14 protein-coding genes and 1 pseudogene are annotated in these 13,010 nt (G+C 69.9%); 8 read left to right on the top strand and 7 right to left on the bottom strand.

Translation table 11 applies throughout. The features are described from left to right. The first annotated feature begins 55 nt into the window (after nt 1–55). A complete protein-coding gene (locus SOM19_RS00735; protein WP_320484640.1) occupies nt 56–424 on the top strand; it encodes a TIGR02611 family protein in 369 nt (122 codons plus the stop codon). 3 nt (nt 425–427) lie between these two features. Here the strand turns inward: SOM19_RS00735 and SOM19_RS00730 are convergent, their stop codons facing one another. Beyond that, nucleotides 428–625, bottom strand: coding sequence for a DUF3073 family protein (locus tag SOM19_RS00730; RefSeq protein WP_320484639.1), 198 nt, complete (start codon nt 623–625; stop codon nt 428–430). 157 nt (nt 626–782) lie between these two features. On the opposite strand from SOM19_RS00730, the gene SOM19_RS00725 reads away from it, so the two are divergent. After that, entirely contained in the window at nt 783–1,322 is a 540-nt protein-coding gene (locus SOM19_RS00725) for a universal stress protein (protein ID WP_320484638.1), read from the top strand. Between the two features lie 86 nt (nt 1,323–1,408). Here SOM19_RS00725 and SOM19_RS00720 read toward each other — a convergent pair whose 3' ends face one another. Beyond that, the gene (locus SOM19_RS00720; protein WP_320484637.1) at nt 1,409–2,017 is read right to left on the bottom strand and encodes a PadR family transcriptional regulator; all 609 of its coding nucleotides are present in this window, start codon (nt 2,015–2,017) and stop codon (nt 1,409–1,411) included. Then, nucleotides 2,014–2,895: a DUF4097 family beta strand repeat-containing protein gene (locus SOM19_RS00715; protein ID WP_320484636.1), complete on the bottom strand. Its 882-nt coding sequence runs from the start codon at nt 2,893–2,895 to the stop codon at nt 2,014–2,016. Before SOM19_RS00715 ends, SOM19_RS00720 begins: the two co-directional genes overlap by 4 nt. Nucleotides 2,896–3,055: 160 nt before the next feature. Between SOM19_RS00715 and SOM19_RS00710 the strand changes: the two genes are divergently transcribed. Beyond that, nucleotides 3,056–3,841, top strand: a complete 786-nt coding sequence (locus tag SOM19_RS00710; RefSeq protein WP_320484635.1) for a MerR family transcriptional regulator — start codon at nt 3,056–3,058, stop codon at nt 3,839–3,841. A 77-nt stretch (nt 3,842–3,918) separates the two neighbouring features. On the opposite strand, the gene SOM19_RS00705 is transcribed toward SOM19_RS00710, so the two are convergent. Continuing rightward, complete coding sequence (locus SOM19_RS00705) at nt 3,919–4,083, bottom strand: hypothetical protein (protein ID WP_320484634.1); 165 nt, start codon at nt 4,081–4,083, stop codon at nt 3,919–3,921. Nucleotides 4,084–4,326: 243 nt separating this feature from the next. On the opposite strand from SOM19_RS00705, the gene SOM19_RS00700 reads away from it, so the two are divergent. The 5 genes from SOM19_RS00700 to SOM19_RS00680 all read left to right on the top strand — a co-directional run bounded on the left by SOM19_RS00700 (nt 4,327) and on the right by SOM19_RS00680 (nt 10,419). Next, nucleotides 4,327–4,596 (top strand): DUF7218 family protein, encoded by a 270-nt coding sequence (locus SOM19_RS00700; RefSeq protein ID WP_320484633.1) that lies wholly within the window; start codon nt 4,327–4,329, stop codon nt 4,594–4,596. Nucleotides 4,597–4,644: 48 nt separating this feature from the next. Continuing rightward, a complete protein-coding gene (locus tag SOM19_RS00695) occupies nt 4,645–5,613 on the top strand; it encodes a DNA topoisomerase IB (RefSeq protein WP_320484632.1) in 969 nt (322 codons plus the stop codon). A 23-nt stretch (nt 5,614–5,636) separates the two neighbouring features. Beyond that, complete coding sequence (locus tag SOM19_RS00690) at nt 5,637–6,050, top strand: fluoride efflux transporter FluC (RefSeq protein ID WP_320484631.1); 414 nt, start codon at nt 5,637–5,639, stop codon at nt 6,048–6,050. Further along, nucleotides 6,047–6,439 (top strand): CrcB family protein, encoded by a 393-nt coding sequence (locus SOM19_RS00685; protein ID WP_320484630.1) that lies wholly within the window; start codon nt 6,047–6,049, stop codon nt 6,437–6,439. The genes SOM19_RS00690 and SOM19_RS00685 overlap by 4 nt, the downstream gene beginning before the upstream one ends. 116 nt (nt 6,440–6,555) lie before the next feature. Beyond that, nucleotides 6,556–10,419 (top strand): efflux RND transporter permease subunit, encoded by a 3,864-nt coding sequence (locus SOM19_RS00680; protein ID WP_320484629.1) that lies wholly within the window; start codon nt 6,556–6,558, stop codon nt 10,417–10,419. 24 nt (nt 10,420–10,443) lie between these two features. On the opposite strand, the gene SOM19_RS00675 is transcribed toward SOM19_RS00680, so the two are convergent. The 3 genes and pseudogenes from SOM19_RS00675 to SOM19_RS17040 form a co-directional block, all read right to left on the bottom strand. Beyond that, nucleotides 10,444–11,523 carry a DUF998 domain-containing protein gene (locus tag SOM19_RS00675; protein ID WP_320484628.1) on the bottom strand — a complete coding sequence of 360 codons (1,080 nt, stop codon included), beginning with the start codon at nt 11,521–11,523 and terminating at the stop codon, nt 10,444–10,446. Nucleotides 11,524–11,576: 53 nt separating this feature from the next. Continuing rightward, nucleotides 11,577–12,212, bottom strand: coding sequence for an antibiotic biosynthesis monooxygenase (locus SOM19_RS00670; RefSeq protein ID WP_414683612.1), 636 nt, complete (start codon nt 12,210–12,212; stop codon nt 11,577–11,579). Between the two features lie 134 nt (nt 12,213–12,346). Next, nucleotides 12,347–12,775 (bottom strand): annotated as a pseudogene (locus SOM19_RS17040) (DUF998 domain-containing protein); the annotation flags it as partial. Nucleotides 12,776–13,010 lie beyond the last annotated feature (235 nt).

Here is a 13,010-nt window from a genome sequence, read left to right as displayed (position 1 = left end):
GGTCGATCCGCCGACTCTCAGGAAATTCGCGATATATCGTGTTAGCGTCGCCGGCATGACGACCGAGTCCGGCCCTCTTGAGAACAGTGTCCGCGCCGACATCGCGGCGGCGGAGCAGCCGGATCGGCCGATCCGCCGGCTGATGCGACGTGCCCGCGCCTGGCTCGCGACGCATCCGCGGCTGGAGTCCGCCTATCGCGTGAGCGTGGGAATCGTCGGCGGTCTGCTCGCATTCCTCGGCCTGCTGCTGGTGCCGCTGCCCGGACCGGGATGGCTCGTCGTCTTCCTCGGCCTGGCCGTGCTCGGAACCGAGTTCCACTGGGCGCGGCGCATCGCCGACGCCCTCAAGCGCCTTCTGGACCGCTTCTGGTCCTGGTGGCGCGCGCGCCGTGCCCGCAAGGCGGCGGAGAAGGCAGCGGCGTAGGGACTACGCCTTCTCGTAGGAATACGAGGGCGACTCGTCCTCGTCTTCGTCTTCCACCTGATCGGCCCACTTGTCGACGTACGCGTCGTCTGACGGGTGTCCGAGCTCGCGCTCGAGCGATCCGAAGTTGACGCTGTGAACGTCGTACTTCAGTTCGCGGGCGATCTTGGTGTGTTTCGCCTTCTGACGGCCACGCCCCATGCGAGACCCCCTCATATGTGAGTCGCGGGCCGATGGATGCCCGCCGCAACGACGCCGGCTCGAGGCCGGTAAGAGTAGCATTCAGGATAACACGGAGCCTCCGTACCTCGGCGGCTCCTCCCTGCCTGTGGCCTCGGGCCGATTGGAGCGAAGACGCATGACGGACGAGGCATCCGAGGCGCTGGCGGCCGCTGCGGCCGATAAGAGCATCCGTGGAGCGGTGATCGCCGGCGTGGTGCCCGACCTGCCGCCCCGTGTGCTCAGCGAGGCCGCGCGCTACGCCAAGCTGCTCGGTGCGCCGCTCGTGGTGGTGCACGTGGACGTCACGCGGTTCGTCACCTATGAAGACCCCGACGGCTACGTGCACTCGGCGCCGATCGATGTGAACATCGCCGCCGGCGAGGGCGACCTCGCGAAAGTGCAGGCCGCCGCCGAGGCGCTCCTCCGCGGGCAGGACCTCACGTGGAGCGTGCGGCAGCTCGTGGGCGATCCCGCCATGGCGATCAAGCACCTCGCCGAGCAGATCGACGCCCGCCTCATCGTCGTCGGCACACGCAAGCGCGGCATCGGCGAATCGATCCGCGAGTTCTTCACCGGCTCGGTGGCGGCGCGCCTCGCGCACCGGCAGCACCGGTCGATCCTGGTCGTGCCGCTCGGCGAGCCCGTGCCCGACGACGAAGAGATCTGGCCGGCCTGAGGCCGCCGGGCGCGCTGGCGCCGAAGGCATGCGAAAGGGGCAGGTCCGGGATCCGGAACCTGCCCCTTCGCGATCAAGCCGGCGCGTCAGCCGCGCAGGTGGCGGGTGACCTCGCGCGCGATGCGGTCGAGATCGTCGGCAAGCTCGTCGACGAACGACGCCGCGAGCTCACCGCCGCGCGCCACGTGGGAGCGCAGGTCGGTACGGAGGCGCGCGCGGAACTCGCTGATCGCGGCATCCGCGCGATGCAGCTGCTCACGGCTCAGCACGCGGGGGTCATCGTCGGCGGGCCGCTGCGCGGTCGCCGTGCGCTCATCGTCCTTCGCCGCGGCGAGGTCGGCGCGGAGGCTCCGCATCGCCTCGCGCACGCTGCCGCGCACCTCGTCGGCGATGAGCCGCACCGAGTCGGCCAGACCGGCCTCGATGCCCTCGAGGTCGCCCGTCCGAGCGGCGACCTCGGCGTGTCCCGCCTCGGTGATCGCATAGACGGTCTTCCGGCCGTCGACGGACTTGCTGACCAAGCCCTCTTCCTCGAGCTTGGCGAGGCGGGGGTAGATGGTGCCGGCGCTTGGCGTGTATGTGCCGCCGGTGCGGTCGGACAGAGCCTGCATGATGTCGTAGCCGTGCCGCGGACCCTCATCGAGGAGGTTGAGCAGGTACAGGCGCAGGTCGCCGTAGGAGAACACGGGGCTCATGACCACTCCTCGTCGGCGACGTTCGCGGACTCGGGCGCGGACGTGGTCGGATCCGGTGCCGTGGCGGCACGCCGCAGGACGGTGATCTCACCCGAGACCGAGTTGGCGCGCACGTCGGCGAAGCTGCCGCTGAGCTCGCCGACGGATCCGGTGAAGTTGGTCGTCGGCCCGGTGCCCTTGCCGGAGCGGACTGCCCCGTCGACCTGCACCCGGCCGCTGACGCTGCGGATGACGTAGTTGGCGGGGTAGCCCTCGTCGAGGCGGATCGTGGACGAACCGCTCACCGTGTTGAGGCTGACGGCGTGGAGGTCGCCGACGGAGTCGATGAGCACCGAGCCGGAGACGGTGTCGACCGTGGCCTTGCGCAGCGCTCCGGTGGCGGCGACGTCTCCCGAGACGCTGTTGGCGCTCAGCGCGCCGACGAGTTCGCGCACCTGCACGTCGCCCGACACCGCGTTGACCGTCAGGTCGCCCTGGAGTCCGTCCACCAGGATGTCGCCGGACACGGTGTTGAGGCGCGCGTCGTCCTGGAGACCGGCGACGAGGGCGCTTGCGCTGACGACGCCGAGGTTGAGGGCGACCGAGCGGGGGACGGCCACGCTGATCTCGGCCTTGGGTCCGCTGGCGCCGAAGTTGCGGAACACTTCGAGGAAGTTGTCCCATCGCAGCTGCGGGTGGTCGATCTCGACCGCGTCTCCGCTGACGGAGATGCGGAGGTCCTTGATGGTGACGCCGTGCACCTCGATGCGGACGCCGGGCTCGTCGTGGGCGATGACGTCGATCTGGCCGCCGACGAGGCCGACCTTGAGTGAGCGCACGGTCTCGATGTCGATGACGCGCGTCTCGCCCGGGTGGATGATCCACTTCTCCAGGGTCATGATGTGCTCCAGGGTTGGGGGTAATCGCGATATATCGCGTATAGACACGATAACACGATATATCGCGAGTGCATCGGATTCCCGGGAAGATCGCGCTTGACCTTGACGCAACGTCAACCTCTACCGTGGGTTCAACGGCAGAGACACGAAAGGAGTCGTCATGGAGACGGGACAGACGGAGTGGTCCATCCAGCAGATCGCCAAGATCGCCGGCACCACGAGCCGCACCCTTCGCCACTACGGCGACATCGGGCTGCTGCCCGCGTCGAGCACCGGCCGCAACGGCTATCGGTACTACGACCAGGCGGCGCTCGTGCGGCTGCAGCGCATCCTGCTGCTGCGCGACCTCGGTCTCGGCCTGCCGCAGATCGCCGAAGTGCTCGGGCGCGAGGCGTCCGAGGCGCACGCGCTCGAGAGCCACCTCGCGTGGCTCCGGCAGGAGCAGGAACGGCTGGCGCGTCAGGTCGCGTCGGTCGAGAGCACCATCACCGCACTGAAAGGAGGTGAACGACTGATGGCAGAGAACATGTTCGACGGATTCGACCACACGCAGTACCAGGACGAGGTCGAAGAGCGATGGGGCAAGAAGGCCTACGCCGACAGCGACCGCTGGTGGCGTGGCATGAGCGCCGACGACAAGGCCGCCTGGCAGCAGCGGGTCTCGGACCTCGGTCGCGACTGGATCGCGGCCGCCGAGAGCGGCCTCGCACCCGACAGCGCCGAGGCGCAGGCGATCGCGAAGCGCCACGTGGACTGGCTGACCGGCATCCCGGGCACCCCGGCGGCAGCGCCGGGAGGAGATGTGAAGCGCTACGTCATCGGCCTCGGCGAGATGTACGTGGCCGATCCGCGCTTCGGCGTCAACTACGCCACGAGCGAGGGTGGAACGGCGGGAGCCGAGTTCGTCCGCGACGCGCTCCGCGTGTACGCCGAGGGGAACCTCTAGGCCGTACACAGAGCGGATGCCGCGACCCGTGAGGGTCGCGGCATCCGTGTCTCCGGGGGAATGCCCGGAAATCCCAGCTAGACGCGCTTGCTGCCGCTGATGAGGCGGAACAGGAATGCGATCAGCGCGATGACGCCGACGATGAGCGCCACCCACAGCAGCCAGCTCAGGGCGCTGTTGAGGCCGCCGACGATCGCAAGCACGACAGCGACGACGATGATGATGATGAGGGCGAGGTTCATGGAGTTTCTCCTTCTCCTTCGTCGATGCGCGGGGTGACGCACCGGGTGCCTCAGGGGCACCGCACAAGATTGGCAGTGAGCAGTGTGCGCAGGGAGGGGCTTGACGACCTGTCAATAGCGGTGCTAACCGCGCACGCTGGTACCACTTCACGCCTCCGGGGCGAGACCCAGGGCCTTGTCAAGCCCCCCGATCCTCACCGGCGCCTCGCTTAGCGTGGCGGGACGACGACTCGAGGAGGAACGATGCCCGCCGGACGTGGTTCGAACAGCCTCAAGGACCCGAAGCTCTACGAAGAGCTGCGGGACGACGGGGCCTCGAAGGAGAAGGCAGCGCGCATCTCGAACGCCGCCGCACGAGACGGCCGCAAGAAGGTCGGCCAGCGCGGAGGCGAGTCGGGGTCGTACGACGACTGGACCGTCGACGAGCTTCGCAAGCGCGCGAAGGAGATCGGCATCACCGGGTACTCGGGCAAGAAGAAGTCCGAGCTCATCGGGATGCTGCGCAACCACTGACCCGCAAGGGCCGAAAGGCGGCGTTCACGCCGCGGGGGAAGGGATCGGATGCCGAAGCTCTCGCGCGTGCGCCCGCACGACGATCCCGGCTTCCGGCGCGTCCGCGCCGGCTCCGGATTCCGGTTCCTCGACGCCAAGGGTGCACCGGTGCCCGAGCGCCATGCCGACCGGATCCGAGCCCTCGTCATCCCCCCGGCCTGGCAGGACGTCTGGATCAGTGCGCGCCCGGACGGGCACATCCAAGCCGTCGGCACCGATGACGCCGGGCGTCGGCAGTACATCTATCACCGGGAGTGGAGCACGGGTCGCGACCGGGGCAAGTACGCCCGCGCGCTGCAGCTCGCCGAATCGCTCCCGCGCGCCCGGGCCCGGGTCACGACCTCGCTGCGCCGCAGCGCCCTCGACCGTGAGCGGGTGCTGGCGGTGGCGTTCCGGCTCCTCGACCAGGCCGCACCGCGCGTCGGCTCGGAGCGCTACCTCGCGGCCCACGGCAGCCGCGGCCTCACGACCTTGCAGCGCCGGGACGCGTCGGTCGAGGCATCCGTCGTGACCCTCTCCTTTCCCGGCAAGAGCGGGAAGCGACAGCAGCTCGAGGTCGACGACCACGACCTCGCCGCCGCGATCGAGCTGCTCGCCGCCGGCCGGCCGAGGTCTCCCCTCCTCGCGTGGGAGCGGGGGCGTCGCCGCGTGCCGCTGACGCCGGCCGACGTGAACGCCTACGTGCGCGCCCTCACGGGAGGACGGTTCACCGCGAAGGACTTCCGGACCCTGCGCGGCACCATCCTGGCCGCCGAAGCGCTGGCCCGGATCGGCAAGGTCGACACGGCTGCGCAGCGCAAGCGCGCCGAGCAGCTCGCGGTGCGCGCGACATCGGAGGCGCTGGGCAACACCCCCGCCGTCGCGCGCGGGTCGTACATCGACCCCCGCGTGTTCGCGCGCTACCGAGACGGGCATCTGCTCGACCTCTCGAAATCGCCGGAGTCGGCGATCCTGGCGCTCCTCCGCCCGGGACGCTGAGCCGCCCCCGGTAGCGTGAGGGGATGCCGCGCCCCGTCGACCAGCGCACCCTGGGGTACGTCGTTGTGGGCGGCGCGCTCGGGGTGCTCGCCCGGGCGCTGATCCACTTTCCGGTCGACGACTCCGCGCTGATCCCGTGGCTGACCCTCGGCATCAACGTGGTGGGGGCGTTCCTCCTCGGGATCGTCGTGGGCGCTGTCGGCGATCGGCGCCCGCACGTGCGGGCCTTCCTCGGCACCGGCGTGCTCGGCGGCTTCACGACCTACAGCGCCTTCGCGGTCGAGACGGTGCTGTGGCTCGCGACCCCGTGGCTCGCGGCGGGGCTGGCCGCGGCATCCGTCATCGCCGGTGTGGTGGGTGCGCTCGCCGGGCTTCTCGTCGGGCGTGTGCTGGGCGGTCGCACCTCCGGACGGCTTCCCTTGGCGGAGGCCGAATGAGCCGGCCGCTCCTGCTCCTCGTCGTCGCTCTGGCAGGCGGCGCCGGCGCCGGGCTGCGCCACACCCTCGACCGCGTGATCGGCACGCGCGGACCCGGACGGTTCCCGCTCGGCGTGCTGGTGGTGAACGTCACCGGGTCCACCGCCCTCGGACTGCTGACCGGCCTCGGCACGCTCGTCGCCCCCGAGCTCGCTCTCGTGCTCGGCACCGGGCTGCTCGGCGGGTACACGACCTTCAGCGCGGTCGCCGTCGACACCGTTCTGCTCGCCGAGCGTCGTCGGTGGGCGGATGCCGCGGCCGATCTGCTGGGCACGCTCGTGCTCGCGCTGGCCGGCGCGGGTGCGGGGATCTGGGTGGGTCTCCAGGTCGCCGGAGCGGTCGCCGGCTGACGGGAGCCCTCGCAGGCGGCGGTCAGGCATCCGGATGAGATACTTAGGCCGATACATTCCCGTATCCGTGCCGCTTCGGCGTGCATCCCCGCGCTCCCATTCCTGCGAAGGCATCCGTGTCGAACCTCGCCGTCCTGAGTCTCAAGAACCGTGCGCTCATCGCCCTGATCACGATCGTGGCCGCCATCTTCGGCAGCCTCGCGCTCGTGAATCTCAAGCAGGAGCTGATCCCCTCGATCGAGTTCCCCGCGCTGATCGTCGTCTCCACCTACCCGGGTGCTTCGCCCGAGGTCGTGAACAACGACGTCTCGACACCCATCGAGAACGCGATCCAGGGGGTGCCCGGGCTCGAGTCGAGCACCGCCACCAGCACCACCAACGCGTCCATCGTGCAGGCCTCCTTCACCTACGGCACCGACCTCGCCACCGCGGAGCAGAAGCTCACCCAGGCGATCAACCGCATCAGCTCGCAGCTTCCCGAGGGGGTCGAGCCCAACGTCATCTCGGCGAGCATCGACGACTTCCCGGTCATCCAGCTCGCGGTGACGGGGTACGACGACGAGGCGACCATCCAGGCGCAGCTCGAGGCATCCGTCATCCCCGACCTCGAGGATGTCGAGGGCGTCAACGCCGCGCAGATCGTCGGCGGTGTGGGCCAGCGCATCACGATCACTCCCGACCAGTCCGATCTGGCTGCCGCGGGGTATACGCAGCAGGCGATCCGCGACGCGCTCGACCAGAACGGCGTGCTGTTCCCGGGTGGTGAAATCACCGAGGACGGCGAGACCCTCACGGTTCAGACCGGCACCAAGATCGAGTCCGTCGACGAGATCGCGGCTCTCCCGCTCGTGCCGTCCGACGCGGAGCAGTTCGAGGAGGGCACCGTCACGATCGGCGACGTCTCCACGGTCGCCGAGGAGCAGGACCCGGTCACCACCGTCTCGCGCGTGAACGGTGAGCCCGCACTCACCATCGCCGTGACCAAGCTGCCGGCCGCGAACACCGTCGACGTGTCGCGCGGCGTGCTCGCGATCCTGCCGCAGCTGGAGGACTCCCTCGACGGGGCCGAGTTCACGGTGGTCTTCGACCAGGCGCCCTACATCCAGGAGTCGATCGACACGCTCGCGAAGGAGGGCCTGCTCGGCCTGTTCTTCGCGGTCCTCGTGATCCTGATCTTCCTCATGTCGGTGCGGGCCACCCTCGTCACGGCGATCTCGATCCCGACGAGCGTGCTGATCACCTTCATCGGCATCCAGGCCTTCGGGTACTCGCTCAATATCCTGACCCTCGGCGCCCTCACGATCGCCATCGGGCGCGTGGTCGACGACTCGATCGTCGTGATCGAGAACATCAAGCGCCACTACGTGGGCGACGCGAGCAAGCTGTCGTCGATCCTGCTCGGCGTGCGCGAGGTCGCCGCCGCCATCACGGCGTCGACCATCACCACCGTCGCCGTGTTCCTGCCGATCGCCTTCGTCGGCGATGTGACCGGGGAGCTGTTCCGGCCGTTCGCGATGACCGTGACGATCGCGATGACCGCGTCGCTCTTCGTCGCCCTCACCATCGTGCCCGTGCTCGCGTACTGGTTCCTGCGCCCGGGCAAGCCGCTCCTCGATGCGAACGGCGACGCCATCGACCCGGAGCACCCCGACGCTCCGCCCAGCCGACTGCAGAAGAGCTACCTGCCGATCCTGCGCTGGACGCTCAAGCACTCGTGGATCACGCTCTCGCTCGCCGCGCTCGTGCTCGTCGGCACGATCGCCCTCGCACCGCTGATGAAGACGAACTTCCTCGGCGACTCCGGGCAGAACACGTTCACGATGACGCAGTCGATCGGCGCCGCTCCGAGCCTGGAGGCCGAGAGCGCCGCGGCCGAGCAGGTGGAGGAAGCCCTCGTCGGCATCGACGGCATCGTGACCGTGCAGGTGTCGATCGGCTCGAGCGGCTCCGCTCTCCGCGACGCCTTCTCGGGTGGCGGCAGCGGCATCACGTACTCGATCACGACCGACCCGAACGTCGACCAGGTCGCGTTGCGGGAAGAGGTGCAGGAAGCGGTCGCCGGGCTCGAGGATGCCGGCACGATCACGGTCGCCTCGTCCGGAGGCGGATTCGGCTCGAGCGACATCGCGATCGACGTCACCGCTCCCGACTCGGCCACGCTGCAGGAGGCGACCGACGAGGTCGTCGGCGCCGTCGAGGGTGCAGACGGTGTCGGCCAGGTCTCCAGCAACCTGTCGGCGTCGCTGCCGTACATCGCCGTGATCGTCGATCGCGACAAGGCCGCCGCCCTCGGCCTGTCCGAGGTCGCCGTGGGTGCGCTCGTCTCGAACACGATGCAGCCGCAGTCGATCGGGTCGGTCGAGATCGACGACACGTCGCTCACGGTCTACCTCGCCGCCGCGGAGACTCCGGCCTCCCTCGACGACCTGCGTGAGCTGCCCGTGCCGACGGTGACGGGTCCGGTTCCGCTGGAAGATGTCGCGACCGTCGAGCAGAGCGAAGGCCCGACGTCGATCACGACCGAGGGCGGTCAGCGGACCGCCACCGTGACGGTGACCCCGTCGACCGACGACCTGGCCACCGCGACCGCCTCGGTGACGACCGCGCTCGAGGACGCCGACCTCCCGCCCTCGGCGGACGCCACGCTCGGCGGCGTCGTGACGCAGCAGCAGGACGCGTTCTCGCAGCTCGGCCTGGCGCTTCTCGCCGCCATCCTGATCGTCTACATCGTCATGGTCGCGACGTTCAAGTCGCTCCGCCAGCCGCTGCTGCTGCTCGTCTCGGTGCCGTTCGCGGCGACCGGAGCGATCCTGCTGCAGATCATCACGGGCGTCCCGCTCGGCGTCGCGTCGCTGATCGGCGTGCTGATGCTCATCGGCATCGTGGTCACCAACGCGATCGTGCTCGTCGACCTCGTCAACCAGTACCGGGTGAAGGGGCTGACCGCGCATGACGCGACCGTCGCCGGCGGATCGCGCCGTCTGCGCCCCATCCTCATGACCGCGCTCGCCACGATCTTCGCGCTCACGCCGATGGCTCTCGGCATCACCGGTCAGGGCGGCTTCATCTCGCAGCCTCTCGCGATCGTCGTGATCGGTGGACTCGTGTCGTCGACCGTGCTGACGCTGCTCGTGCTCCCCACGCTCTACAACCTCGTCGAGGGGGCCAAGGAGCGCCGGGCCGCCCGCCGCCAGGGCGACGGCGGCGGCGACGGCGGGTCCCCGCAGCCCGGTGACCCGCTCACGCCGGGAGGAGCGGATGCCGAGTCCGAGCTCGTCGGCGCCGCCGTGGGTGGCGCTGCACTCGAGACCCGTCGCGCGCGCCGTGCCCGTGAGGCGGGGGAGGCGACGCCGGCAGCGCTCGCCGGAGTCGCGGTTCCCGTGATCGACGAGGGTCCCGACATCGAGATGCCCGAGGCGGGTGCGGATGCCGCTCCCGACGGTGTCGCCGCGGCCGACGGCGATGTCCTGGTCGAGGAGCCCGAAGCTGCCGACGCCGTGGCCGAGGTTCCCGTGATCGACGAGGGTCCCGACATCGAGGTGCCTGAAATCGCTCAGGATGCCGATGCCGAAGGTGAGGCCGAGGCCGAGGTAGAGGTCGGCCCCGTGGCTGACGCCGACGCCGACGCCGTCGCTGACGCCGACGCCGACGCCGACGCCGACGTCTCGCCCCCGGCCGACGCCGAGGCCGAGGTCGAGCCCGTCGAGGTCCAGGCGGAGTGGGCTGAACCCCAGGAGCCCACGGACGAGCCGGCGCGGGACGCGACCCCTGAGGACGCGACTCCTGAGGAGCCCGCGGAGGACGAGTCGGCGCCCGAGGAGCCGGCCCAGGATCTGCCGACCCCCGAGGAGCCGGCCCCCGAGGAGTCCAATCCCGAGGAGCCGGCCGCGAGCGCCTCCCCCCTCGCGAACTCTGAGGACGCGGCCCCCGAGGACGCGAACCCGGAAGGCTCCGCGCCCGAGGACGACCGCCGCGAGTGATGGCCGCCGACCCGCCGCGACGTGTCAGTCGCGGCGGCCGGCGACCCCGAGGAACCGGATGAACACCGCGATCCAGCCGAAGATCAGCGCGAAGACGATGATCTCGAACGCGGTGAGCGAGAAGTAGCCGACGACGGGGATGAACAGCACCACCGAGGTGAGCGTCGCGGCGAGGAACGCCCACGACGCCACGAAGTAGGTGCGCGGCATCCCCCGCAGCAGTGCCGGACCGCTGATGAGCAGCACCAGGAACATCGCCGCCATGCCGGAGGCCGAGATGTTGTGGAGGGCGAGGTTCACGTTGACCGGGAAGATGCCCACGCACGCCAGCATGATGCCCATCACCACGAACAGCGCCGGGACGATGCGCGGCCCCTTCGGATTGGTGAGCACGCCCGCCGCAGCCAGCGACTCCATGTCGTTGGCGATGTAGACGGCGAACGTCGTCACCAGCAGACCCCCCGCGATGAGGGTGCCGTTGAAGACCCAGCTCGACAGTTCGTCGAACGATCCGAGGTGGCTGAAGTGGATCGTCCACCACTCCGGATCGGGCGTCGTCACCATGGCGGTGAGCGTCCCGATCACGACGAACGCCATGAGGAGCGAGGACATCCGCTGAGTGGTCATGCTCGAAGTGGACAGATACACGATGTAGGTGGTCATGCCGAGCGTCACGGCCATGAGCACGACCGCCCAGAACGTGATGACGGGCAGGCCGATGAACCCGAGCGCCAGCACCCGGTACAGGGCATACGTCGCGAGGAACGCGAGGGCGGTGTGCACGATCACGACCGAGATCGTGTTGACGGTGAACTTCCAGGACGGGAGGGAGCGCCGCCACTCCTGGCCGGGGCGACCGCGCGCCTGCCAGTAGCCCACGGTTGCCGCGGCGAGTGCCACGACCGCCGAGCCCGCAGCCGCCCAGACGGCGAAAGGGTCCTCGTCGGCGATCATGAGCGCCGACGACACGAGGGAGACGATCAGGCCGTATACCGCCCCGATGGCGCCGGCGCCGAGCGCGAGGTAGACCGCGAGTGACTCGGTGTGGCGGGTGGCAGTGGGTGCGGCTCCGTCGGGGAGGGACGCAGCGAGGGGGGCGCTCATGGCGTCAGTGTAGGACCGGCGGGTGACGGCCCGTCGCGGCGCGCCCGACGGCGTCAGCGCATGCGGGTGAGCCAGGGGCGCAGCATCCGCGTCACCCACGGCAGCACCAGGTAGGTCATGATCGGCGTCAGCAGGATGGTCGCCATCAGCACGCGGAGGACGAGCGGCCACTCCGTGAAGCCGGGGACGAACCCCAGCAGCCAGGACGCGAGGAGATTCGTCGGGAAGAACCCGAGCCAGATCGCGACGGCTTGCTTCCACCGGGGCGGTGCTGCGGGGATCGGCTGCTGGATCGGACCGGTCGGGGCAGCGGCATCCGATCGTCCTGCCGGGTCGCGGGACTCGACATGCGTGGCGAACGGGGCGTCGAACCAGCCTTCGATGCCGGTACGGCGCTCGACACGGACCTCACTGGCGAACGCCCGCCCGGAGTCGAGCCACCAGGACCGCTGCGGCGACTGCTCCCACGACTCGAGCGTCGGGATGTCGCTGAACCGGTAGAGCATGTACCAGAGGTCGCTGCCTTCGCCGGCGCGCACCCAGCCCGAGCCGAGGAAGCCCGGGAAGCCGGTCGCGAGGTCGGTGCCCGCCTGCATCCAGCTCGTGGCCTCGAGGGTGCGACCGGGGTCGATGCGCCGCTCGATCGCGACGGTGACGGGGTGCGCTTCGGGTTCGGCCATGCGTCCCATTCCACACGATCCTGCGGCTCGGCAGGTTCGCGGCCGTCCGATGCTGCCGCCGAGCCGACCGCCAGCTCTCGCGGAAGGGCGATCAGCCAGGCGCCGACCGAGCTGAATCCGACGAACTCGAAGAACGCGAGCGTGATGAAACCGGCGACGAGCGCCGCCATCCCGATGGTCAGGACCACCACGAGAAGGACCGACACCCGGCGGAAGCGCCGCCCCAGCCCCGGGATGCCGAGGCTCGTCGCGACGAGCATGATCAGCGACAGCCCGAGGCCGGCGGCGATGAGGTCGTGCAGCTCGGGGCTCACCGGAATCGGGACGAGGCCCACGGCGGAGAGATGGAGCCCGGCCGACACGAGCGCACCACGGAAGGCACGCGATCGGCTGCGCCGGACGCCGGCAGGGAGCACCGCAGCCACCAGCACGCCGTAGGTGGCGAGCAGGAAACCCGACACGATCGCGGTCGAGTTGAACACATGGCTCGAGACGTCGTCGAACGTTCCGAGGCGGGAGAAGTGCAGGTGCCACCACAGCGGGTCGCGCGTGCTGAGAACGGCGACCGCCACGCCGATCGCGAGCGTGAGGAGCGCAGTTCTGCTGAAGTGATGCGCGGTGTGGCCCGCGATCGGAGGCACGGCCGGCCGGTCTCTCGGACCGACGGTGTGTCGTTCGGGGGTGGCGAGGAGCAGGCTCACGGACTCACGATCTGTGGGTGCGACGATCCATCCACAGTGCCATGCCCCCAGGCGGGCGCCGTGGTGGTCGTCGCTCGACGCGGACAGGAATCCCCAGGTCAGCGGC

It is taken from the genome of Microbacterium sp. CFBP9034, assembly GCF_034045255.1.
Classification (GTDB): domain Bacteria; phylum Actinomycetota; class Actinomycetes; order Actinomycetales; family Microbacteriaceae; genus Microbacterium.
Note: the sequence above shows the minus strand (reverse complement) of the source record. Positions and strands in the feature narration are given on the sequence as shown.